This is a genomic window from Cellulomonas sp. P1_C4 (genome assembly GCF_056406355.1).
Genome location: NZ_JBFUAI010000023.1, coordinates 35,098 through 58,652, shown reverse-complemented (window position 1 = coordinate 58,652; position 23,555 = coordinate 35,098). Strand labels below are relative to the sequence as shown.

Below are 23,555 nucleotides of genomic sequence, written 5' to 3'. Positions count from 1 at the left end.
GGAGCCCAGTGGCGCACGACGGTGGCAACAAGGCGATCCTGGCGGCTCTCGCGGCCAACCTCGGGATCGCGGTGACGAAGTTCATCGCCTACCTGCTCACGCTCTCGAGCTCGATGCTGGCCGAGTCGGTGCACTCGCTGGCCGACTCCGGCAACCAGCTGCTGCTGCTGGTCGGCGGGCGCCGGGCGCGCAAGGAGGCCGACGAGGCGCACCCGTTCGGGTACGGCCGCGAGCGGTACGTCTACGCGTTCATCGTGTCGATCATCCTGTTCTCCCTCGGTGGCCTCTTCGCCCTGTACGAGGCTTGGCACAAGTGGCAGGACCCGCACCCCATCGAGGGTCGCTGGTGGTGGGTGCCGCTGGTCGTCCTCGTCGTCGCGCTCGGGCTCGAGGGGTTCTCGTTCCGCACGGCGATCCACGAGTCCAACCAGACCCGCGGCACGCAGTCCTGGGTGTCGTTCGTCCGGACGGCCAAGGCCCCGGAGCTGCCCGTCGTGCTGCTGGAGGACTTCGGTGCGCTCATCGGCCTCGTGCTCGCCCTCTTCGGCGTGGGCATGACGCTGATCACGGGGAACGGCAGGTTCGACGCCCTGGGTACCGCGGGCATCGGCATCCTGCTGGTGCTCATCGCGATCGTGCTCGCCCTCGAGACGAAGTCGCTCCTGCTGGGCGAGTCGGCGACGGCGAAGGACGTCGCGGCGATCGAGGCCGCGCTCGTGGGCGAGGGGGTCCCGTCCGTGATCCACCTGCGGACGCTGCACCTCGGGCCGGAGGAGCTGCTGGTGGCCGCCAAGATCGAGGTCGGCGCCGCGGTCAGCGCCGCGGACGTGGCCACAGCGATCGACGCCGCCGAGGCCCGGGTGCGCGCGGCCGTGCCGATCGCGACGATCATCTACCTCGAGCCGGACCTGCGCCGCGCGGGCGCGGAACCCGATGTCGCGGGAGCGGGCCAGGTCTAGCATGGCCCGGACGGCGTGGGTGATGCCCGCAGACCGAGAGGGGTCGCGCCGGCGCGAACGAGGAGGGCTATAGCCCGGCTTCGTCGTGCCCGCCCACCGCAGCGCACCCTCAGGAGTGAGATGTCCACGTTCTCCGAGCTCCCCGGCAGCTACAAGGTCCGCGACCTCGCCCTCGCGGAGGCAGGCCGCCACCAGATCCGCCTCGCCGAGCACGAGATGCCGGGGCTCATGGCCCTGCGCACCGAGTTCGGCCCCACCCAGCCGCTGGCCGGCGCGCGCATCGCCGGCTCGCTGCACATGACGGTCCAGACCGCGGTGCTCATCGAGACGCTGGTCGCGCTCGGCGCGCAGGTCCGCTGGGCGTCGTGCAACATCTTCTCGACGCAGGACGAGGCCGCGGCCGCGATCGTCGTCGGCCCCTCGGGTTCGGTCGACGCCCCGGCGGGCGTGCCGGTGTTCGCGTGGAAGGGCGAGTCGCTCGACGAGTACTGGGAGTGCACCGAGCAGATCCTCGTGTGGCCCGGCGACGCGGGCCCGAACATGATCCTCGACGACGGCGGCGACGCGACCCTGCTGGTGCACAAGGGCGTCGAGTACGAGGCGGCGGGCGCGGTGCCGTCCGACCCGCAGCCGGGCGAAGCCGGCTACTCCGAGGAGCTGCTCGTCATCCTGGGCACGCTGCGGCGCTCGCTCGCCGCCGACCCGCAGCGCTGGACGGCGATCGCGAAGGAGATCAAGGGCGTCACCGAGGAGACGACCACCGGCGTGCACCGCCTGTACCAGCTGGCCGAGGCCGGCGGGCTGCTGTTCCCGGCCATCAACGTCAACGACTCGGTCACCAAGTCGAAGTTCGACAACAAGTACGGGATCCGGCACTCGCTGCCCGACGGCATCAACCGGGCGACCGACGTGCTCATGGGCGGCAAGGTCGCGTTCGTCGCGGGCTACGGAGACGTGGGCAAGGGCGCGGCGGAGGCATTCCGCGGCCAGGGTGCGCGCGTCATCGTCTCCGAGGTGGACCCGATCTGTGCGCTGCAGGCGGCGATGGACGGGTACCAGGTGGCGCTCCTCGAGGACGTGCTCGACCAGGCCGACTTCTTCATCACCACGACCGGCAACAAGGACGTCATCTCGGCGGCGCAGATGGCCCGCATGAAGAACAAGGCCGTCGTCGGCAACATCGGGCACTTCGACAACGAGATCGACATGGCCGGCCTGGCCGCGGTCCCCGGCATCACGCGCACCGAGATCAAACCGCAGGTGCACGAGTGGACCTTCCCCGCCGAGGGCTCACAGGAAGAGCGGTCGATCATCGTGCTGTCCGAGGGGCGTCTGCTCAACCTCGGCAACGCGACGGGCCACCCGTCGTTCGTCATGAGCAACTCGTTCTCCAACCAGGTCATCGGTCAGATCGAGCTGTTCACCAAGCCCGGCGACTACGCCCGCGAGGTGTACCGGCTGCCCAAGGTGCTCGACGAGAAGGTGGCGCGGCTGCACCTGGACGCCCTCGGCGTGCGGCTGACGGAGCTGACCAAGACGCAGGCGGAGTACCTCGGGGTCGACGTGTCCGGCCCGTACAAGCCGGAGCACTACCGGTACTGAGCGGGCTCAGTCGACCGGATCCGGGACGCCGTGGGGGAGCCGCTGCAGCAGCGACGACTCCGCGGCGTCCCGCTGTCCGGCGCGCAGCCGGGTCGCCAGCTCGCGGTCGCGGCGCTCGGCCAGCACGGCCGCCAGGAACGCCTCGGGGTGGGTGCCCGCCGGGGGCAGCGGGTTGACGTAGCGCTGCACCTCGGACGTCAGCTGCGACCCCAGGGCCACGCGTGAGGCCGGGTGCAGGGTGGCGGCCCGGCCGAGGAACTGGCGGACCGACAGGGCCAGGCCGTCGGGCAGGCGCGCGACGTCGGCGCTGCCCGCCCAGCCGGCGAGCGACGGCGGCATGACGACGGGCGTGCGGACCTTCGCGGCGCCCCGCACCCGGACCGCATAGGTGCCCGCCAGGATGTCGCCCACGCGCTTGCCGCGGGGGTTCACGATCGAGCAGATCAGGGCGACGCTGCCGAGCGTCAGCCACAGCTCGCCGACCCCCACGAGCGCCCGGACGAAGGACTGCCGGAACACGATCGGGCCGCCGTCGTCCCGCACGATCTGGATGCCGAGCGCGAGCTTGCCCAGCGAGCGGCCGCGGGTCAGGGTGTCGACCGTCGTGGGGATCACGACCGTGATGGTGGCGAAGAGGACGACGCCGAGGATCCGCACCTGCTCCTCGGAGGCGCTCGTGGACAGCGCGCTGACGGCGACCACGACCACGACGAGCACGACGCCCAGCACCAGCAGGTCGAGCAGCGCGGCGAGCACCCGGGTGGCCGCCGACGTCGGCTGTGCGTCGAGGACGACACCCTCGCCCGTGATGATGCCGTCCATGCTGGGCAGGGTAACCGTTGCCGGAGGCTCCGGGATGGCAGGCTGTGCCGCATGGATCTCGACGCCTTCGAGCGGGCCCGGTCGGCGGACTGGGGCCGGCTCGACCAGCTGGTGCGGCAGCGCCGGCGCACGGGCGCGGAAGCGGACGAGCTGGTCCGGCTCTACCAGGCGGTGGCCGTCGATCTGTCGAGCGTCCGCTCGGCTGCCCCCGACCCGGAGATGGTGACCCGGCTGTCGATGCTCGTCGGGCGCGCCCGGGCCGCGATCGCGGGGACCCACGAGCCCAGCTGGCGCGACGTCACGTCATTCGTCGTGGTCTCGCTGCCGGCGGCCCTGTACCGGATCCGCTGGTGGACCGTGGGCGTCGCCGCGGCGTTCGTCGTGCTCGCGGTCACCGCCGGTGTCTGGGTGGCCACCCAGCCGGAGGCCCTCGCGTCCATGGGGACGCCCAGCCAGCAGCAGGAGTATGTCGACAAGTCGTTCGCGGAGTACTACGCGCCGGGTGCGGGCTTCGCCGCGATGGTCTGGACGAACAACGCCTGGCTCACGGCCGTCAGCATCGGGACGGGGATCTCCGGGGTCCTGCCCGTGTACTTCCAGGCCAGCAACGCGATCAACGTCGGCGCCGCCGGCGGGCTCATGGCGGCGCACGGTCACCTCGACGTGTTCCTGCAGCTCATCGCCCCGCACGGGCTGCTCGAGCTCACCGCGGTGTTCGTCGCCGGTGCGGCCGGCCTCCGGCTGTTCTGGACCTGGCTGGTCCCCGGTCCACGCCCGCGCGGCAGGGCGCTGGCGGAGGAGGGCCGGGCGTTGATCACGGTGGCGATCGGGCTGGTCGGCGTGCTCGCCGTCTCCGGGCTGATCGAGGGGTTCGTCACCGGGTCCGGCCTGCCGTGGGCCATCAAGGTGAGCACTGGCGTCCTCGCGCTGGCCGCCTTCTGGACCTACACGATCGTGCTCGGACGACGCGCCGTGCGGGCCGGGCAGACCGGCGACCTCGAGGCCGACCGCGCGGGGTACGTGCTGGCGACCGCCGGCTAGGCAGGGTCGACGATCACCACGTGGTGCTCGTCGACCTCACCGGCCATGAGAACCACGAGCGCCTCGGCCTCGGCGCGCAGCTCGTCGGCGTGCGCGGCGGTCGGCTGCGCGAATGGCCGGACGGTCAGCGTGACCGGTCCGGGACGGCCGCGCGGCACGTCCCACGTCCCCGCCACGCGCCCGTCCAGCAGGAACGTCGCCGGCACGACGCCGTTCGGGCTGGCCAGGTACGGGCGGTGCTCGGGCGACATGATCCGGGTGCGGTCGGCGTGGCCCAGCAGCACGTTGTCGTAGTCGGGCAGGAAACGCACGGGCGCGTGCACGTCCGGAGAGGGCAGCGGCATCCCGGGCAGGTCGAGCAGCTCGCGCTCGCGGACGGCACCCGGCGACGGCTCGGCGCGGTACCGCACGAGGTCCAGCCGGTCGACGACGGCCCGCAGCCCGGTGAGCCCGGACCAGTTCTGCACGTCGGCGACGGAGGCCGGGCCGAACGCCGCGAGGTAGCGCTGCACGAGGCGCTCAAGCTGAGCGGCGAGCACGGTGGGGTCGGCGAGGTCAGGTGCGGCCGCCGTTCGCGCCGGCCCGAACCAGGACCAGGCCGTGGTCCAAGTAGTCGCGCCGGAGCGGCCCCAGACTCCGCGCGGCGGCACCTGGACGAGCGGGAGCGTCCCGCGCGCGGCGTAGGCGAGCGAGCTCGGGGCGACGTCGGGCCAGCGCTCGGCGAGCAGCCTGCCGAGCTCGGTGGTCACGCGGGGCTCGGCCTCGACCAGCTCGCGGGCCGCCGCGGTGACGGCGGGGACGTCGAGCGTGCGCAACGCCGCGCCGTGCGCGGCGTTGACCCGCAGGTCCTTCGCGTAGAGGGGAGCGATCAGGCCTGGGAGCAGGAGCGCGTCGTCGGCCGTGACCAGGTGGATGGTGCCGCGCATCACGGCGATCCGCGCGACGGTCCGGTCCCAGAACGCGTCGGCGAGCTCGTCGGTGGCGAAGCCCTCGACCCGGCTCCACAGCCCGACGTACGGCGACCACGCGTTCTGCGCCTGGAGCCCGACCAGGTGGTCGACGACCTCGAGCGCGCTGCCGGCCCGTCGCTGGAGCAGGTGCTGCCGGGCGAGCAGGGCCCGGTTCAGGTGGGCGCGCGTGAGCAGGTCGGTCACAGCCGGCCCGCCGCCTTGAGGGCGAGGTAGCTGTCGGCCAGCCGGGGCGCCAGGTCGTCGGGCAGCGCCTCCAGCACCTCGGCTCCACGCTGCCGCAACCGGATCGCCGCGGCGGCCCGCTCCAGGCCCACGCGCTCGGCGGCCGCGGCGTCGAACAGGGCGGCCGCGCTGCCGCGACCCGCGCGCAGGGCGTCGACCTCGGGGTCCGCCACGGAGGCGAGCACCACCTGGTGCCGATCGGTGAGCTGGCCGACCACGCCCAGGAGCCCCTGCTCGATCGCGGCGGGGTCGAGGGCCGTGAGCAGGACGACGAGGGCGCGCTGGCTCAGCCGCTCGCGCACCTGGGCCACGACGCCGGGCCAGTCGGTCTCCACCAGGGTGGGTTCGGCGAGGGCGAGGGTGTCGGCGAACGCGGCCATGACCCGTGGGCCGGTCGCGCTGGCCACCCGGCCGCGAACGCGGCGGTCGAAGACGATCAGCTCGACGCGGTCGCCCGCCTTGGTGGCCAGCGCCGCGAGCAGCAGCGCCGCCTCGATGGAGGCGTCGATCCGCGGGGCGTCGAGCACCCGCACCGCGGACGTCCGGCCGGTGTCGAGCACGATGAGCACCCGCCGGTCGCGCTCGGGCCGCCACGTGCGCACCACGACGTCCGAGCGGCGCGCGGTTGCCCGCCAGTCGATCGAGCGCACGTCGTCGCCGATGACGTACTCGCGCAGCGAGTCGAACTCCGTGCCCGGGCCGCGGACCTGCACGGCCGCGCGCCCGTCGAGCTCCTTCAGCCGGGCGAGCCGGCTGGGCAGGTGCCGTCGCGACGCGAACTCGGGCAGCACCCGGAGCCGGCCGGGGACGGTCAGCGAGGCCTGCCGCCCGGCGAGTCCCAGCGGCCCGACCGTGCGCACGGTGACCCGGTCCGCGTGCGCGTCGCCGCGGCGCGTGGGTACCAGGACCGTCCGCACCCGGGTGCCCTCACCGGCCGCGACGTCGACCGTGTGCCGGTCGTTCACGGCTCCGGCCGACGGCGGCCACGCGTCGCGGACCACCGCCCGCAGCCGTCGTCGGCCCAGGTGGGACAGCGTGAGCGTCGACGTCGCCGGCTCCGTGAGCCGGGCGGACGACGGGACGTCCCGCCGCACCCCGACCTGCCGGGGCGACGCGGCGAGCGCGATGTCGACCGAGCACGCGACCACGACGAGCAGCGTCCAGAGCAGCACGGTGCCGGTGGCGGGCACCAGGAGCACCACCGGCAGACCGAGCGCGGCGAGGACGGCCGCGCGCCACGTGACGGCCATGTCAGCGGGGGACGGGGACGGACGCGAGCACCGTGTCGAGCACGCTCTCCGTGGTGACGCCCTCGAGCTCGGCCTCGGCACGCAGTTGGACGCGGTGCCGCAGGGTCGGGTGGGCCAGCGCCTTGACGTCGTCGGGCGTGACGTAGGTGCGGCCCGACAGCCACGCCCACGCGCGGGACGTGGCCAGCAGCGCGGTCGCGCCGCGCGGGGAGACGCCCAGCGAGAGCGACGGGGAGCGCCGTGTCGCGCGGCAGACGTCGACCGCGTAGCCGAGCACCTCGGGCGCGACCTGGACGCGGGCCACCTCCGCCCGGGCGCGGGCGAGCATCTCGGCGTTCGCCACGGGGCGCAGACCGGCCCCGGCGAGGTCGCGGGGGTCGAAGCCGGCCGCGTGGCGGGCCAATACCTCGATCTCCTCGTGGCGCTCGGGCAGCGGGAGCAGCAGCTTGAGCAGGAACCGGTCGAGCTGCGCCTCGGGGAGGGTGTAGGTGCCCTCGTACTCGACCGGGTTCTGCGTCGCGATGACGAGGAACGGGTCGGGCAGCGGTCGCGGCGTGCCGTCGATCGATACCTGACGCTCCTCCATCGCCTCGAGCAGCGAGGCCTGCGTCTTGGGAGGCGTCCGGTTGATCTCGTCGGCGAGCAGCAGGTTGGTGAACACCGGCCCGGCGCGGAACGAGAACTCGGCGGTGCGCGCGTCGTACACCAGCGAGCCGGTCACGTCGCCGGGCATGAGGTCCGGCGTGAACTGCACGCGCTTGGTGTCCAGGTCGAGCGCCGCGGACAGAGCGCGGACCAGCAGCGTCTTGGCGACGCCGGGCACACCTTCGAGCAGCACGTGCCCGCGGCACAGCAGGGCGATGACCAGACCGCTGACGGCCGCGTCCTGGCCGACCACGGCCTTGGCCACCTCGGCGCGCACGGCACCGAGGGCGGCCCGCAGCTCGTGCGAGGGCTCGGGCGTCGGCGGGGCCGCCGTCGCCGTCCACTGGGGGCTGTCGTCGCTCACGTTCGGTGAACCTCGCTCTCGAGATGGTCCAGGGCGCGGGCCAGGTCGGCCAGCCCGCGGTCGTCGGTGGGTGGTGGTCCGTAGAGCAGGGCCTCGACGTCCGCCGGCCGCCGGGACGTCGCGCGGGCGACGGCGTCGACGACGAGCGGTGCGGGCGCCGAGCGGGGGAGCCMGAGCCGGGAGGCGCTGCGGGCGGCCGTGCCGGCGCGCAGTGCGGCGGCGGCGTGCCCGAAGGATCGCCCGCGCCGGTAGAGCCGGCCGCGGCCGCGCGTCGTCTCCCCGGCCCGGACCACGACGGGCATCGGCTCGGTGACCAGGCGGCCGAGKCGGCGTCCCCGCCACAGCGCGATCACGGCGACGACGAGCAGGAGCTGCAGCGCGAGGACCGGCACGACGGGCGGCAGCAGCTGCGCGAGCCCGCCGCTGGGCTCGTTCGTCACCCCGGTGTCGTCGAGCGACGGGATGTACCAGACCAGCCGGTCGTGGCGCCCGAGCGCCCGCAGCACGAGGGCCGCGTTGCCCTGCTCGTCGAGGTGCTCGTTGGTCAGGGGCGCGAAGTCGGTCAGTGCGACCAGTCGCCGCTCGCCGTCGTCGACCACGGCGTACGCGCCGCCCCGATCGACACCGGTGCCGGGGGCCGGGAAGCAGACGACCGCGGCGGGGCCGGTGGCCAGGAGGGAGCCGGTCGCGGTGATGGAGCCCGCGGCGACGGCGTCGGGGTCGTCGCACTGCGCGGAGCGGACCTCGGGCTGGCCCGACAGCCCGCCGTCCGCGGCGACGGAGTCGGTGAGCAGGCTGAGCGCCCACTCGGCGTCGACCATCACGAGGTCCGCACCGCTGGCGTCGATCACGCCGATCTGGGCGTCGTCGAGCAGGTAGTCGCCGACGACGAGCAGGGTCGAGCCGGGGACGGCGAGCGCGTGCACGTCGGAGATGTGCCGCACGTAGCGCACGTCGACACCCTCGCGCCCGAGGATCTGCGCCGCCGCCCGGGCACCCGCGGGGGCCGGGTTGTCCGGGGCGAGCGTCAGCGTCGAGGTCTGGGGCTCGGGCAGCGCCGAGAGCACACCGGCGACCACGACGAGGGCCAGCAGTCCCAGCGGCCACCGGGCGCGCCGCCACCGTCGCGACGACCTGCTGCGGGCGGTGGTGCCGTCGCCGACGACGACGTCCGTCGCCACGCTCACCGGGGGGCCGCCACGGCCAGGTCGGCCACGGACTGTCCGGCGGCGGGCCGGGTGCCGCKCACGCGCTCGTCGAGCGCGCGCACGACGCGGTCGTCGTYGGCGGTCCCGGGCACGTCGCCGAACGCCACGTCGTCGAACATCCTGCCCGCCGCGACCAGGTCGGCGCCGAGCTCGGGCAGCCGGGCGGCGGCGGCCAGGGCGGCCTCGTGGGCCGTCCGCGCCGCCCGTTCGTCGAGCACGGTGCGCTCCTCGAGTCCCCGGACGATCGCCCGGTAGCGCTCGAGGACCGCGAGCGACCAGTCGCCACGACCGGCGGCGGCGTCCGCGGCCGCCCGGATCTGCTGGGCGCTCCGGCTGTCGTCGGCGTCGAGGACCCGTCGCGAGGACGGGCTCGTCCGCGAACGTCGCACGGGCCCGCCGACGAGGAACGCGATCACGACGACGGCGACGACCACCCCGACCACCAGCAGCACGAGCCAGGGGTCCAGCGCCGCGGGCGTGCGCAGGCCGGCCAGCTGCTCGGCGACCCAGTCCCACAGCCGCCGCAGGAGCGAGCGCTGCTCGTGGTAGACGGGGTCGAGCAGCTCCTGGCGGGCCCAGCGGCGCGCGGTCGCGGCGTCCGGGTCGACCGGGACCCCGGCCATCACCCGGGCCGCCAGGTTCACGCCGTGGTCTCCGCGGCGCGCGCCAGCTCGACGTCCAGGCCCTCGCGGCGCATCCGGACGTCGATGTAGAGCAGCGCGACGACCGCCGACAGGAAGGTGGTCGACAGCGTCGAGGCGATGATGTTGGCGATGCCGATGACCACGATCGAGCCGAACGACGTGGCCGTGGGGTCGCGCAGGAACAGGCTGGAGATGAGCGTCGCGGGGAACACGATGATCTGGACGATGATCCCGGCGAGCACGCTGGTGAGCAGGTAGATGCCGAACAGGCGCCAGAAGCTCCCGCGCGTGAGCCGCCACGACCGGACGATCGTCGGCCAGAACTTCTTGCCCTCGAGCATCAGGGCGGGCGCGACCAGCATGGTCCGCGTCGAGTACCAGACGCCGAGGACGACCACGACGAGCAGGCTCAGCAGCCCCACGACCACCGCGAGCGCGATCTGGTCGTTCACCGCGAGCAGGGCGACGGCCGCGACCAGGGCGCCGAGAAGGACGACCCACGCGAGCCCGGTGAGGAAGGTGAAGCCGACGACGAGCCAGACCCGCCAGGAGCGCAGCACCTCGCTCACGCTCGCGACCTGGCCGAGGACCGAGCGGCTCACGGAGACGATCAGCAGGCCGGTGAGCACGGTCGTGGCGATCGCGGTCACGGGCGCCCCGACGAGCAGACCGAACGACGAGCCCAGCTGGTCGGCGAAGCCCATCTGACCGGACGGGTCGACGTCGGTGGAGAGGTCGGACAGCTGCCCCGCGGCGATGCCCTTCACGTACCACTGGATGACGGACTGCAGGACCACGGCCAGCGTCACGACGAGCGCGGCGAGCCCGAACATCACGCGCGGGTTGGCGCGCACGGCCCGGAAGGCGCCGTCGTAGATCTCGCCCATGCCGAGCGGGCGCAGCGGGATGATGCCGGGCTGCAGGGCCGGCGGGCGCCACACGACACCGGGAGGCGGTGGCGATGCGGGTCCCCAGGCGCCATAGCCGGCGGGGGGCTGCGGCGTACCCCAGCCCGGCGGCGGGACGGGAGCCGGCGGGCCGGGCGCGACCGGCGGCGCCGGCGGCGGAGGCGTGCTGCCGGAGGGCGCGGCCCACGTCGGCGTCTGTGGAACGTCGTCGTGCGGGCTCGTCATGCGAGCGCGGCTCCCTCGGCTGTCGTCGGACGGGCGGATCGCCGCGGCGGCCTGCAAAGCCTGGCCCCCCGCGGAGCAATCATCGTGCCACGGCGGCAGGCGCCTCCGACGCGCGTCCGGGTGATCTGTGGGGGTCCGTGTCGCGTCGCGGACCCAGGTGGCCCAGGTCCGGGGCTGCACGGTGCGACAATGCCGCCATGAAGGGACGCGTGCTGGTGGTCGACGACGACACCGCGCTGGCCGAGATGATCGGCATCGTGCTGCGGTCGGAGGGTTTCGACCCTGTGTTCTGCGAGGACGGTGACGAGGCGATCGGGGTGTTCCGAGCCACGCAGCCGGACCTCGTCCTGCTCGACCTCATGCTGCCCGGCAAGGACGGCAACGAGGTGTGCCGGCAGATCCGTGCCGAGTCGGGCGTGCCGATCGTCATGCTCACGGCCAAGAGCGACACGGTCGACGTGGTCCTCGGCCTGGAGTCGGGCGCCGACGACTACATCTCGAAGCCCTTCAAGCCGAAGGAGCTGGTGGCCCGCGTGCGTGCCCGGCTGCGCCGGAGCGACGAGCCCGCCCCCGAGCACCTGACCATCGGCGACGTGACCATCGACGTCCCCGGCCACCGGGTGGCGCGCGCCGGCCGCCCGGTCTCGCTCACCCCGCTCGAGTTCGACCTGCTCGTGGCGCTCGCCCGCAAGCCCTGGCAGGTGTTCACGCGCGAGGTCCTGCTCGAGAAGGTGTGGGGCTACCGGCACGCCGCCGACACCCGGCTCGTGAACGTGCACGTGCAGCGTCTGCGCTCGAAGATCGAGAACGATCCCGAGCAGCCCGAGATCGTCGTCACCGTCCGCGGCGTCGGCTACAAGGCGGGCGTGGCCTCGACGTGAGGCCTCCATGCGGCGGGTGACCAGCGCCTGGCGGCTGGTTCGGGCACGGTCGCGACGACGGGTCCGGTCCTGGGCGCGGGCGTGGCGGTCCTCCTTGCAGGTCCGCGTCATCACCTCGACCCTGGCCATCGGCCTCGTCGCGCTCACGCTCGTCGGCGCGTACGTCAGCGGCCGCATGGCCGACGGCCTGTTCAACGCGCGGCTCGACCAGGTGCTCGAGGAGAGCGCCCGCTCCACCCAGCAGGCGCAGGCCACGCTCGACGCGTCGACGGCGACGTCGGGCACCGACGTGCAGCGCTTGAAGCGCGACGTCGCGCTCGCGCAGCGCACCGGCGGGTCCGACCGCCGGGAGGTGTTCCTGCTGCGCGCGCCCGGGCAGAAGGGCGGCAGCGTCACCGTCTCGGGCGCCGCCTCGAACCAGGAGCTGGTGCCGCTCGTCACCACCGAGCTCCGCATCGCGACGGCCGGCGGTGGCCAGCACTGGCAGTCCGTCGCGATCCCCCTGGAGTCCGGCGGCATCTCGCCGGGGGTCATCGTCGGCCAGGACGTGACCGTCCCCGTCGACGGCACCTACCAGCTGTTCTTCCTCTACAGCCTGCAGTCCGAGCAGGACCGCCTCGACTTCCTGCAGCGCACGCTGGGCCTCGCGGCGGTCGCCCTCGTCGTGCTGCTGGGCAGCATGACGTGGCTGGTCACGCGCCAGACCGTCCGGCCCGTGCGGCGCGCCGCCGAGGTGGCCGAACGGCTGGCGGACGGGCACCTGTCGGAACGGATGCCCGAGAAGGGCGAGGACGAGATGGCGACGCTCGCGCGCTCGTTCAACGAGATGGCCGACAGCCTCCAGGACCAGATCCATCGCATGGAGGAGCTGTCCACCCTCCAGCGGCGGTTCGTCTCCGACGTCTCGCACGAGCTGCGCACCCCGCTGACGACCATCCGCATGGCCGGCGAGGTCATCCACGCGGCGCGCGAGGACTTCGACCCCGCCGCCAAGCGGTCCGCCGAGCTCCTGCAGACCCAGCTGGACCGGTTCGAGGACCTGCTGGCGGACCTGCTGGAGATCAGCCGGTTCGACGCGGGTGCCGCGGTGCTCGACGCCGAGAGCCGCGACGTGCGGGACGTCGTCATCCAGGCCGTCGACCACGCCTCGCCGCTGGCCGACCGGCGCGGCGCGTGGCTGCACGTGGTGGTCCCGGAGGAGCGCTGCGTCGCGGACATCGACCCCCGCCGGGTCGAGCGCATCCTGCGCAACCTCCTGGTGAACGCCGTCGAGCACGCCGAGGGCAGCACAGTCGAGGTGACGGTCGGGGCCGACGCGCACTCGGTGGCCGTCACCGTCCGCGACCGCGGCGTCGGCATGACGCCCGACGAGGCGGTCCACGTGTTCGACCGCTTCTGGCGCGCCGACCCGGCGCGTGCCCGCACGACCGGCGGCACCGGCCTCGGCCTGGCGATCTCGCTGGAGGACGCGCACCTGCACGGCGGGTGGCTCGAGGCGTGGGGCAGGCCCGGCCGTGGCGCGAGCTTCCGGCTCACGCTGCCGCGACGGGCGGGCATCCGGCTCAGCGGGTCGCCGCTGCCGCTCACGCCGGACGAGTCGCCGATCACCGGCGCGCTGCGCATCCCCGTGGTGCGTCCGCACACCGACCCCGCGGCGCTGCCCGACATGGTGGCCGACGAGCTCGACACGGCCGACCGGCAGGAGGTCCGATGAGCGCGCGCCGGGTCCGTCGGGCGACCCTCGCCGCACTCACGGTGGCCGTGCTGGCGGCGTGCACCGCGATCCCGACCTCGGGACCGGTGCAGGAAGGTGATGCCGAGGTCACCGAGCCGTCGGACATCGACGTGCTCGCCGAGGGCCCGCAGCCGGGTGACACCCCAACGGAGATCGTCGACGGCTTCCTCGCGGCCGGTGCCGCCGGCTTCAGCGACAGCTTCGTGACGGCGCGGGAGTACCTCGCCGGCGAGGCCAAGACCACCTGGCAGCCGCTGGCGAGCGTCGCCGTCGCCGGCCCGTGGCAGTACGAGCCGTCCACCGTCGACACCGAGGTCACCATCGACGTCCCCGTCAAGGCGCGCGTGGACGAGGGCGGGCGCTACGCCGAGGCGGCGCCCGAGGGCGGCGAGTCGTTCACGTTCGAGATGGTCCAGGACGACGCCGACCAGTGGCGCATCTCCAAGCCGCCCGACGGCCTGATCCTGCAGCAGGAGGACTTCGCCCGCAGCTACCGGCCGGCCTCGCTCTACTTCCTGTCACCCGACCACGTGTTCCTCGTCCCCGAGTCGCGCTGGTTCCCCTGGAAGAACCTGCCGACCTCGATCATGACCGAGCTGCTCGCCGGCCCGTCGCCCTGGCTGCAGGACGCGGTCGACACCGCGGTGCCGGACGGCGTGGAGCTCAACCCGCAGTCGGTCACCATCGGCGAGGACGGCGTGGCCCACGTGAGCCTCGCGCCGGCGCTCGCGGTCACCCGCGCGGACCGTGACCTCCTGCTCCAGCAGATCGACGCGAGCCTGCTGCCCGTCAAGGGCATCGGCTCCGTCCAGGTCGACGCGGGCGGCGTCATCCTCGAGCCGGGCGCCAAGACGCTCCAGCGCGGGAACCAGCCCCCGAGCAACGTCGAGCTCGTCCAAGACGACAAGATCGCCGCGCTCGTCGACGGCGAGGCCGCCCCCGTGCCGGGGCTGGGCTCGCTCGCGGGTCTCGACGCCCGGAACCCCGCGCGGAACGAGGACGCCTCGGTCCGCGTGATGCTCTCCGGGACGACCAGGCTCACGACCGTGCCGACCGGTGCCGAGCCCGCTCGCGACCTGTTCACCGGCACCGGCCTGGTCGCGCCGTCCGTCGACCGGTTCGGCTGGGCCTGGACCGCCTCGTCCGACGGCCTCGTCGCGGTGCCCGCCGACGGCGACCCGGTCCATGTGACCGCGGACTGGCTGGTCGACCGGACCGTGCGCGCGGTGCGGGTGGCCCGCGACGGGGTCCGGATCGCGATCATCTCCGCCGGTGCCGACGACGTGAAGGTCGACGTCGCCGCGATCACCCGCGACGAGTCAGGTTCCCCGCAGCAGGTGGGCCTGCCCCAGCGTGCGGGTGCCTCGCTCGTCGACGCCAGCGCGGTCGTCTGGGCGGACGAGTCGACGCTCGCGGTGATCGGACGGTCGACCGGCAACCCCGCCGTGCACCTGGTGCCGGTCGCCGGCCCCACGAAGGCGCTGCCGGACGTGCCCAAGCTCGCGGCTCTCGCGGCCGGGAGCGTCATCTACGTGACGACGACCGACGGCGACCTGCGCAGGTTCGTCGGACCCACCTGGGCGCAGATCATCGGCGTCACGGGCGCGTCCGACCCGTTCTTCCCCGGCTGATCGAGGCGCCCACAGCCCCCGGTCGTCCACGGCTCGCGCGTCGGTCGAGCTCGGGCGAGGGCACGCTCGGTCCGTGACCCTCGCCCGTGAGCTGCTGGGCCTGCTGCTGCCCGTCGAGTGCGGGGGGTGCGGAGCCGACGACGTCGCCTGGTGCCCGGCGTGCGACTCCCGTGTGGCTGGGCCGCCGTGGCGGTGCGAGGACCGCGCGCCCAGGCTCGACCGGCTGGACGGGTCCGCGGCGCTGCCGGTGTGGACGCTCGCCGACTGCACGGGCGACGTGCGGCGCGGGATCGTCGCGTGGAAGGACCGTGGCCGGCTCGACCTCACCGGTCCGTTCGCGCGCGCGGCCACGAGGGCGGCGCGGGTCGTCGCCGGGCTGCTGGACCTCGGCGACCGGCCGCTCCTCGTCGTGCCCGCACCGTCGACGGCCGCGTCGCGCCGCCGCCGGGGTGCCGACCTCGTCGGTGCGCTCGCAGCCGCGGTGGCGAGCGGGCTCTCGGACGCCGGCGTGCCGGCCGAGGCGGTGCCCGTCCTGGCCCGGGTGGGCGGTCGGGACCAGGTGGGCCTGGGTGCGCGGGCCCGCGCCAGGAACCTCGCCGGGCGCGTCCGCGTGCGCCCGGCCCACGTGCCGCGCGTGCGGGGGAGCGCCGTGCTCGTCGTCGACGACATCCTGACGACCGGTGCGACCCTCGCGGTCTCCCGCGCGGTGCTCGAGCGGGCCGGGGCGCTGGTCGTCGGGGGTGTCACGCTCGCGTCGACGCCCGGTCCGACCGCCCCGCCGAGGCTGCCACCGGGGCGACCGATGTCCACAGGGTGATCCCTGCGCGGTGCGGGTGGTTCGTCGACACCCACGGGGTTAGCGTGGGGGCCTGAGCCACGGCGCCGAGCGGAGCCGACCCCAGCGGGGTCGTCCGGCGGGCCGCGGGAGGAGGTGACGCCGCCCGACTGCCCCCTGGGGCAGCCCATCGCTTGTCACCTGGGCGGGCACGGCCCGCCCCTGACCTCGCAGGAGGCTCACATGGAGATCGTGGTTGCCGGCCGGCACACCGAGGTGCTTCCGAAGTACAGGACGCACGTCGAGCAGAAGCTCGCGAAAGTCGAGCAGCTGGCCCCCCGCGCGCAGCGGATCGATGTCGTCGTGTCGCACGAGACCAACCCCCGTCAGGCGGGCAGCAGTGAGCGCGTCGAGCTCACGGTCGTCGACCGAGGACCCGTGATCCGCGCCGAGGCGTGCGCAGACGACCGGTACGCGGCGCTGGACCTGGCGCTCGGGAAGCTTCTCGAGCGGCTGCGTCGCACGCGTGACCGGCGCAAGGACCACCGCAACCACACTCCGATCGCCCCCGTCGACGTCCGGCCACCCGAGCCCGAGCCCGAGGCAGCCGCACCGGTCGACCCCGACGCGGCCACCGAGACGACTCTCGGCGACTCGCCCGTGATCATCCGCGAGAAGGTCCACCAGGCACAGCCGATGACCGTCGACGACGCGCTCTATGAGATGGAGCTCGTCGGGCACGACTTCTTCCTGTTCATCGACGCGGAGACCGCGCAGCCGTCGGTCGCGTACCGCCGCCGCGGCTGGAGCTACGGGATCATCAAGCTCGACACGCCCGTCGCCGTCGCGGCCGCCGTCGGAGGCTGACGACACCGGTGCCACGACGCCCGTCCGGTCCCGTGACCGGGCGGGCGTCGTCGTGTCGGTGGTGCAGGGCAGGATGGGCGTGTGCTTCCCGAGCGCCTCTCCCTCTCGCAGGCCCGCCGCATCACGTTGCGTGCGCAGGGCCTCGACCGCTCCCGCCCGGAGCGCGCGGCGGAGCCCACGATGCGTCAGTTCCAGCAGGTCGTGGACCGGCTGGGCGTGCTGCAGATCGACTCCGTCAACGTGCTCGCCCGCGCGCACCTCATGCCGACGTTCTCCCGGATCGGCGCGTACGACCCGGCGCTGCTGGACCGCGCGTCCGGCCGCTCCCCGCGTCGGCTGGTGGAGACGTGGGCGCACATGGCCTCGTTCGTGCCGCCCGAGACGTACCGGTTGCTCGGCTTCCGGCAGCGCGACTACCAGAACCAGGCGTGGGGCGCGATCGCCGAGGTGCCGCTGAAGCACTCGCCGATCCTCGAGGAGGTCCGCGCGATCATCGCCGAGCGCGGCCCGATCACGGCGCGCGAGGTGCAGGCCGACTTCGAGGCCGAGCACCCGACCACGCGCGGGGAGTGGGGCTGGAACTGGTCGGTGGCCAAGCGCGTGCTCGAGTTCCTGTTCTTCACCGGGGAGATCACGTCGGCGGGTCGTAACGGCGCGTTCGAGCGGCGGTACGACCTGACGACCCGGGTCCTGCCGCCGGAGGTCCTGGCCGCCCCCGAGCCCTCGGACGAGGACGCGATCCGCGCGCTGACCGAGATCGGCGCGCGTGCGCACGGCATCGGCACGCTGCGCAGCATCGCCGACTACTTCCGCATCAAGGAGGTCCGGGTCGCGCCGGCGATCGCCGAGCTGGTGGAGGAGGGGGTGCTGCACGAGGTCGTCGTCGACGGCTGGAACCAGGGGACCGTGTGGCGGCACCGGGACGCCGACCTCCCGCGCCGGGCCACCGGGCAGGCGCTGCTCAACCCGTTCGACCCGCTGGTGTTCGAGCGCCGCCGGCTCGAGGCGCTGTTCGGCCTGCGCTACCGCATCGAGATCTACGTGCCCGAGCCGCAGCGCGTCTGGGGCTACTACGTGCTGCCGTTCCTGCTGGGGGAGGCGCTGCCCGCGCTCGTCGACCTCAAGGCCGACCGGCAGGCCCGTGTGCTGCGCGTCCACGCGGCCCACCGCTCGCTGGGCTCCACCCTGCCGGACGCCGACGTCGTCGAGCCCCTGGCCGCGGAGCTGCGCGAGCTCGGAGGGTGGCTCGGCCTGGACGACATCGTCGTGGGCGACCGCGACGGGCTGCTGCGCGGCGACCTCGCGGTCGACCTGTCGCACGCCCTGCGGTTCGCCGCGTGACGCCCCAGACCCGGCCACGCGACTTCGCGCTCGTCGCCCTCGGCGGGGTGCTCTGGGGCACCGGCGGGCTCGCGGGGGCGGCGCTCGCGGAGGTCGCCGGCCTCCCGCCGCTCACCGTGGCGGCATACCGCCTGCTCGGCGGCGGCGGAGTGCTGCTGGTGGGCCTCGCGGTCGCGGGCGCGCTGCGCGGCCTGGCCCGGACGCGCCCGGTGGTCCTCCGGGTGGTCCAGACCGCGCTGCTCGCCGCGGTCTACCAGGCCGCGTACTTCGGCGCGGTGCAGCGGGCCGGCGTCGCGGTGGCCACGCTCGTGGCGCTGGGTGCGGCACCGCTGCTGGTGGCCGTGGGCACCGCCGTCGCCGAGCGACGGCTCCCGTCGCCCCGCACCCTGCTGGCGCTGGGCCTCGCGTTGGCGGGTCTCGTGCTGCTGGTGGGCCCGTCGGACGCCGCCGGGCCGGGGACCGCGGCCGGCGCACTGCTCGCGCTCGTCGCGGCAGCGGCGTTCGCGACGATGACCGGGCTGAACCGCCGCAGCGTGCCGGGACTAGGCCCGCTGCCCCTCACGGCGACCGCGTTCACGCTCGGCGGAATCCTGTTGCTGCCGGTCGCCGCACTGGCCGGCCCCGGTCTCGCCGCCCCTGCCGACGCCCAGGGCTGGGCGCTCCTGGCCTACCTGGCCGTCGTGCCCACCGCGGCCGCCTACAGCGCCTACTTCACGGGGCTGCGGCACGTCCCGGCCACCACCGCGGCCCTGCTCGCGCTGCTCGAACCGCTCACCGCCACGATCGGCGCGGTCCTCCTGCGCGGGGAGCGTCTCGGCGCCGCGGGCGTCGTCGGCGCGGTGCTGCTGGGCGGCGCGGTGGTCGTTCTACGCCCGCGCCGCGCAGGCTCGCCTACGATGGACGGGCCCGGCCGTGCGGCCGGTCACCTCAGCCGCTCCGACGCCGCGCGCGCCCGGAGTGCGAACACGTCGGGAGTAGTGCGTGCCAGCGATCCTCGAGAAGGTCCTGCGCCTCGGTGAAGGCCGGATCGTCAAGAAGCTGTCGGGCATCGCCCAGCAGGTCAACGCCCTGGAGGACAGCTTCGTCGCGCTGTCGGACGCCGAGCTGCGCGAAGAGACGGACCGCTTCCGCGCCCGCCTCGCCGAGGGCGAGACGCTCGACGACATCCTCGCGGAGGCGTTCGCCACGGTGCGCGAGGCCGCCCGGCGGACCCTCGGGCAGCGGCACTTCGACGTGCAGCTCATGGGCGGCGCCGCGCTGCACCTCGGCAACATCGCCGAGATGAAGACCGGTGAGGGCAAGACGCTCGTCGCGACGGCGCCCGCGTACCTCAACGCGCTGAGCGGCAAGGGTGTCCACGTCGTCACCGTCAACGACTACCTGGCCAGCTACCAGGCCGAGCTGATGGGCCGTGTCTACCGCTTCCTCGGCCTGACCAGCGGCGTGATCCTGTCGCGGCAGGAGCCGTCGGAACGCCGCAAGCAGTACGCGTGCGACATCACCTACGGCACCAACAACGAGTTCGGCTTCGACTACCTGCGCGACAACATGGCGTGGAGCACCGACGAGCTGGTGCAGCGCGGCCACAACTTCGCCATCGTCGACGAGGTGGACTCGATCCTCATCGACGAGGCCCGCACGCCGCTGATCATCTCCGGACCGGCGTCGGGCGACACCAACCGCTGGTACGCGGAGTTCGCCAAGGTGGTCCGCCGCCTGCAGGCGGAGCGCGACTACGAGGTCGACGAGAAGAAGCGCACGGTCGGCGTCCTGGAGCCCGGCATCGAGCGGGTCGAGGACTACCTCGGCATCGACAACCTCTACGAGTCCCTCAACACGCCGCTGATCGGGTTCCTCAACAACGCCATCAAGGCGCAGGAGCTGTTCAAGCGCGACAAGGACTACGTCGTGATGAACGGCGAGGTGCTGATCGTCGACGAGCACACCGGCCGCATCCTGCCGGGCCGCCGCTACAACGAGGGCATGCACCAGGCGATCGAGGCGAAGGAGGGCGTCGCCATCAAGGCGGAGAACCAGACGCTCGCCACGATCACGCTGCAGAACTACTTCCGCCTCTACGGCAAGCTCGCGGGCATGACCGGTACGGCCGAGACCGAGGCCGCCGAGTTCCAGGGCACGTACAACCTGGGTGTCGTCCCGATCCCGACCAACCGCACGATGCAGCGCATCGACCAGCGCGACTTCGTCTACAAGAGCGAGGACGGCAAGTTCGACGCCGTCGTCGCGGACATCGTCGAGCGGCACGCGCAGGGTCAGCCGGTCCTGGTGGGCACCACGAGCGTCGAGAAGAGCGAGCTGCTCTCGTCCAAGCTGAAGAAGCAGGGCGTGCCGCACGAGGTGCTCAACGCCAAGCAGCACGCACGTGAGGCGTCGATCGTCGCCCAGGCGGGTCGCAAGGGTGCCGTGACCGTCGCGACGAACATGGCTGGTCGAGGCACCGACATCATGCTGGGCGGCAACGCCGAGTTCATGGCCGTCGAGGACCTGTCCGCCCGTGGCCTCGACCCCGCGGAGAACGCGGAGGAGTACGAGGCCGCGTGGCCGTTCGCGCTCGAGAAGGCCAAGGAGTCGGTGGCCGCCGAGCACGACGAGGTCGTCGAGCTGGGCGGGCTGTACGTGCTCGGCACCGAGCGGCACGAGTCGCGACGCATCGACAACCAGCTGCGTGGTCGGTCCGGCCGTCAGGGTGACCCGGGCGAGTCCCGGTTCTACCTGTCGATGCAGGACGACCTGATGCGCCTGTTCAACTCGGGCCTCGCCGAGTCGATGATGACGCGCGCCGGCTTCCCGGAGGACATGCCGCTCGAGTCGAAGATCGTCACGCGCGGCATCCAGTCGGCGCAGTCGCAGGTCGAGGCGCGCAACTTCGAGATCCGCAAGAACGTCCTCAAGTACGACGACGTCATGTCGCGCCAGCGCGTCGTGATCTACGAGCAGCGCCGCCGGGTGCTCGAGGGCGAGGACCTGCACGAGCAGGTCACGCACTTCCGCACCGACGTCCTGTCGGCCTACATCACCGGCGCGGCGGCCGAGGGTCGGCCGGAGGACTGGGACCTCGACGCGCTGTGGACGGCGCTCAGGGCCGTGTACCCCGTCTCGATCACGCCGGAGGAGGTCATCGAGCAGGCGGGCGGAGCGACGCGCCTGTCGGCGGAGCTCATCGAGCGCGAGATCCTCTCCGACGCCGCGCACGCGTACGCCGAGCGCGAGGAGCAGATCGGCTCGGAGAACATGCGTCAGCTCGAGCGGCGCGTCACGCTCTCGGTCCTCGACCGCAAGTGGCGCGAGCACCTCTACGAGATGGACTACCTCAAGGAGGGCATCGGTCTGCGGGCGATGGCCCAGCGCGACCCCCTGGTCGAGTACCAGCGGGAGGGCTACCAGCTGTTCAACGCCATGACCGATGCCATCAAGGAGGAGACGGTCGGCTTCCTGTACAACCTGGAGGTCCAGGTCGCGGAGCCCGAGGCCCCGGCGGCTCCCGCGGTGACGGCGGACTCGGCTGTCCAGGCAGCGGCCAGCGCGGGCGCGCAGGCGGCGCTCAAGCCGTCGGTCTCGGACGGCCCGACGCCGGGCAAGCTCGTGGCCAAGGGGATCGACGGGCCTGCCCAGCGCGCCCCGTTGCAGTACTCGGCCCCGTCGGTCGACGGTGACGGCGGCGTGGTCACGCGCGGGGACGCGGGCGGCAAGAACGCGGGCGCCCGGCCGGCGGCGGCCACGTCCGGCGAGGACGGCACGGCCAACCGTGAGGCACGCCGCAAGGCGGCCAAGCAGCAGCGCAAGCGCTGACCTGGACGACGGCCTGCCCCGATCGGCGGGTTCACACGGTCGCTGCAACACCTCGTCTGAGGAGTTGTAGCGACCGTGGTCGTTTCTGGGGAGTTGAGAGGGCGGTGCTTCGTCGGGCTGGACCGGGCGGGCCTTCGTGCGTCCCGCGTCAGCCGATCTCGAGCGCCGTGGCGCGCCAGGCACCCCGGTGTCCCTCGAGCCGGACCGCCACGGCCCGGACCCGCGCACCGTCGTCGGCCACGACGCTCGCCTCGAGCACGAGCGGCCCGACGCGGCAGGCGCGGGCCCGGCGGATCATCGGGGGCCGACCCGTCCCAACGCCTCCGAGCACCCGCTGCGTGAGGCCCGCCCGCACCTGGAGCGAGTCGAGCACGCCGGGCGTCAACCAGCGTGCGAGCTGGGCGGCTGACCGCCGGCCGGTCAGCACCTCCAGCGCCGCGAGCGCGATCGTGCGGGCGACCACGGCCGGGTCGCCGTCGGGCACCGGCCCGGGCTCGTCGTCGTCGACCTCGGCCATGGGAGACCGGTCGCTCGCCCGCAGGACGGCGATGCGCGCCGACGCGGTCAGCGGCACCGCCTGCTCAGGCCCGGCCGCCTCCTCGACCGCGGGAGGCGGCAGTGCCGGGACCAGCCGCGCCTGCGGCCGGCGCTGCCGCGCGCTGGCGTCCMCGTGCCGCGCCGCGCGGACGCGAGCGAACGCCTCCTCCGTGGCCGAGCCGGTGCCCGGGCGGGCGAGCACGAGCGCGTTCATGACAACGCTCCGGCGACCGTCGCGGGCACCACCAGCACCTGTCCGGGGTGGATGACGTCGGGGTCCGCGCCGATGGTCGCGGCGTTTGCGTGGTACCACTGCGGCCACGCGGCGGCGATCTGCGCGTCGCTCGCGCCGGGTGGCAGGTGCCGGGTGGCGATGGCCCAGAGGCTGTCCCCGTCCGCGACGGCGACGGTGTCGCTGTTCGCGGGGGCGGCGGCGACCGACGGCACGGCGGGCGCGCTCGTCGGCACCTGTGCCGGGACCTGCGCCGGCGTCGCGGCACCCGCCGTTTGGGCTCGCAGATCGTCCTGCACGATCGACGATGCCGATGCCGATGCCGATGCCGATGCCGATGCCGACTGCTCCGGCTCCGGCCCCGGCACAGAGATCTCGCGGTCCGAGGCCGCCGGTGGTGTCGTGACGACCCAGCCGAGATCGTCCGCGCCGATCGCGACCGACGCGGTGGGCGACGGTGTCGGCGCGGGGGTGGTCGCGGACGCCCCGGTCGCGACGCCCAGCCCGACGCTCGCGCCGACCGCGACGACGAGCGCCTTGCGCACGATCGCCGGTGCGTACCGGTGCACCAGCCGTTCGCCCGCCCGCCAGCTCGCGCCGGCTACCCGGGCGACGACGCAGACCGCGGTGAGGAGCGCGCTGGCGGCGAGCCACGAGGCCACGACGGCGCCCACCGCGCAGACGCCCACCTCGACGGCCGTGTCCACGCGCCACGCACCTGCCTGCGCGGTCACGGCGGCCGAGAGCCGGGCCGCCGCCGCCGCAGCCAGCGTGGCCGACGCCGCTGCTCCTACGAGCAGGGCACCGAGCGCCCCGCCCGCACGAGGGCGGACACCGTTCCTGCTGTCGTCGATCGCCACGATGACCTCAAATCATGTCGTTTGA

20 protein-coding genes are annotated in these 23,555 nt (G+C 73.8%); 11 read left to right on the top strand and 9 right to left on the bottom strand.

Going from position 1 to position 23,555, the window contains the following annotated elements; all coding sequences use genetic code 11:
• Positions 1-8: 8 nt before the first annotated feature.
• Together AC1DYZ_RS17480 and ahcY are read left to right on the top strand one after the other, a co-directional pair.
• Positions 9-959 carry a cation diffusion facilitator family transporter gene (locus AC1DYZ_RS17480; protein ID WP_477066400.1) on the top strand — a complete coding sequence of 317 codons (951 nt, stop codon included), beginning with the start codon at positions 9-11 and terminating at the stop codon, positions 957-959.
• Positions 960-1,079: 120 nt separating this feature from the next.
• The gene (gene ahcY, locus AC1DYZ_RS17475; RefSeq protein ID WP_477066399.1) at positions 1,080-2,561 is read left to right on the top strand and encodes an adenosylhomocysteinase; all 1,482 of its coding nucleotides are present in this window, start codon (positions 1,080-1,082) and stop codon (positions 2,559-2,561) included.
• A gap of 6 nt (positions 2,562-2,567) precedes the next feature.
• Here the strand turns inward: ahcY and AC1DYZ_RS17470 are convergent, their stop codons facing one another.
• On the bottom strand, positions 2,568-3,383 hold the full coding sequence (locus AC1DYZ_RS17470; RefSeq protein WP_477066398.1) for an RDD family protein: 816 nt from the start codon (positions 3,381-3,383) through the stop codon (positions 2,568-2,570).
• 51 nt (positions 3,384-3,434) lie between these two features.
• On the opposite strand from AC1DYZ_RS17470, the gene AC1DYZ_RS17465 reads away from it, so the two are divergent.
• Positions 3,435-4,424: a stage II sporulation protein M gene (locus AC1DYZ_RS17465; RefSeq protein ID WP_477066397.1), complete on the top strand. Its 990-nt coding sequence runs from the start codon at positions 3,435-3,437 to the stop codon at positions 4,422-4,424.
• On the opposite strand, the gene AC1DYZ_RS17460 is transcribed toward AC1DYZ_RS17465, so the two are convergent.
• Genes AC1DYZ_RS17460 through AC1DYZ_RS17435 form a run of 6 tightly spaced genes read right to left on the bottom strand, consistent with a single transcriptional unit; the run spans position 4,421 to position 10,861 of the window.
• The gene (locus AC1DYZ_RS17460; protein ID WP_477066396.1) at positions 4,421-5,578 is read right to left on the bottom strand and encodes a winged helix DNA-binding domain-containing protein; all 1,158 of its coding nucleotides are present in this window, start codon (positions 5,576-5,578) and stop codon (positions 4,421-4,423) included. The genes AC1DYZ_RS17465 and AC1DYZ_RS17460 overlap by 4 nt on opposite strands.
• Positions 5,575-6,867 (bottom strand): DUF58 domain-containing protein, encoded by a 1,293-nt coding sequence (locus AC1DYZ_RS17455; RefSeq protein WP_477066395.1) that lies wholly within the window; start codon positions 6,865-6,867, stop codon positions 5,575-5,577. The genes AC1DYZ_RS17460 and AC1DYZ_RS17455 overlap by 4 nt, the downstream gene beginning before the upstream one ends.
• Position 6,868: 1 nt before the next feature.
• Entirely contained in the window at positions 6,869-7,876 is a 1,008-nt protein-coding gene (locus AC1DYZ_RS17450) for an AAA family ATPase (protein ID WP_477066394.1), read from the bottom strand.
• On the bottom strand, positions 7,873-9,063 hold the full coding sequence (locus tag AC1DYZ_RS17445) for a DUF4350 domain-containing protein (protein ID WP_477066393.1): 1,191 nt from the start codon (positions 9,061-9,063) through the stop codon (positions 7,873-7,875). Before AC1DYZ_RS17445 ends, AC1DYZ_RS17450 begins: the two co-directional genes overlap by 4 nt.
• Positions 9,060-9,728, bottom strand: coding sequence for a DUF4129 domain-containing protein (locus AC1DYZ_RS17440; RefSeq protein ID WP_477066392.1), 669 nt, complete (start codon positions 9,726-9,728; stop codon positions 9,060-9,062). Before AC1DYZ_RS17440 ends, AC1DYZ_RS17445 begins: the two co-directional genes overlap by 4 nt.
• Positions 9,725-10,861, bottom strand: coding sequence for a glycerophosphoryl diester phosphodiesterase membrane domain-containing protein (locus AC1DYZ_RS17435; RefSeq protein WP_477066391.1), 1,137 nt, complete (start codon positions 10,859-10,861; stop codon positions 9,725-9,727). Before AC1DYZ_RS17435 ends, AC1DYZ_RS17440 begins: the two co-directional genes overlap by 4 nt.
• Before the next feature lie 197 nt (positions 10,862-11,058).
• Between AC1DYZ_RS17435 and mtrA the strand changes: the two genes are divergently transcribed.
• The 8 genes from mtrA to secA all read left to right on the top strand — a co-directional run bounded on the left by mtrA (position 11,059) and on the right by secA (position 21,901).
• Positions 11,059-11,742, top strand: a complete 684-nt coding sequence (gene mtrA, locus AC1DYZ_RS17430; RefSeq protein WP_055912929.1) for an MtrAB system response regulator MtrA — start codon at positions 11,059-11,061, stop codon at positions 11,740-11,742.
• A 7-nt stretch (positions 11,743-11,749) separates the two neighbouring features.
• The gene (gene mtrB, locus AC1DYZ_RS17425; RefSeq protein ID WP_477066390.1) at positions 11,750-13,456 is read left to right on the top strand and encodes an MtrAB system histidine kinase MtrB; all 1,707 of its coding nucleotides are present in this window, start codon (positions 11,750-11,752) and stop codon (positions 13,454-13,456) included.
• Complete coding sequence (locus AC1DYZ_RS17420) at positions 13,453-15,108, top strand: LpqB family beta-propeller domain-containing protein (protein ID WP_477066389.1); 1,656 nt, start codon at positions 13,453-13,455, stop codon at positions 15,106-15,108. The genes mtrB and AC1DYZ_RS17420 overlap by 4 nt, the downstream gene beginning before the upstream one ends.
• Positions 15,109-15,181: 73 nt before the next feature.
• Entirely contained in the window at positions 15,182-15,925 is a 744-nt protein-coding gene (locus tag AC1DYZ_RS17415) for a ComF family protein (RefSeq protein WP_477066388.1), read from the top strand.
• A gap of 201 nt (positions 15,926-16,126) precedes the next feature.
• Entirely contained in the window at positions 16,127-16,750 is a 624-nt protein-coding gene (gene hpf, locus AC1DYZ_RS17410) for a ribosome hibernation-promoting factor, HPF/YfiA family (RefSeq protein ID WP_477066387.1), read from the top strand.
• An 81-nt stretch (positions 16,751-16,831) separates the two neighbouring features.
• Positions 16,832-18,091 (top strand): winged helix-turn-helix domain-containing protein, encoded by a 1,260-nt coding sequence (locus tag AC1DYZ_RS17405; protein ID WP_477066386.1) that lies wholly within the window; start codon positions 16,832-16,834, stop codon positions 18,089-18,091.
• A complete protein-coding gene (locus AC1DYZ_RS17400; RefSeq protein ID WP_477066385.1) occupies positions 18,088-19,110 on the top strand; it encodes a DMT family transporter in 1,023 nt (340 codons plus the stop codon). Before AC1DYZ_RS17405 ends, AC1DYZ_RS17400 begins: the two co-directional genes overlap by 4 nt.
• A complete protein-coding gene (gene secA, locus AC1DYZ_RS17395; RefSeq protein WP_477066384.1) occupies positions 19,073-21,901 on the top strand; it encodes a preprotein translocase subunit SecA in 2,829 nt (942 codons plus the stop codon). The genes AC1DYZ_RS17400 and secA overlap by 38 nt, the downstream gene beginning before the upstream one ends.
• Before the next feature lie 148 nt (positions 21,902-22,049).
• On the opposite strand, the gene AC1DYZ_RS17390 is transcribed toward secA, so the two are convergent.
• Positions 22,050-22,652: an Rv3235 family protein gene (locus AC1DYZ_RS17390; protein WP_477066383.1), complete on the bottom strand. Its 603-nt coding sequence runs from the start codon at positions 22,650-22,652 to the stop codon at positions 22,050-22,052.
• The gene (locus tag AC1DYZ_RS17385; protein WP_477066382.1) at positions 22,649-23,530 is read right to left on the bottom strand and encodes a LysM peptidoglycan-binding domain-containing protein; all 882 of its coding nucleotides are present in this window, start codon (positions 23,528-23,530) and stop codon (positions 22,649-22,651) included. Before AC1DYZ_RS17385 ends, AC1DYZ_RS17390 begins: the two co-directional genes overlap by 4 nt.
• Positions 23,531-23,555: the final 25 nt, after the last annotated feature.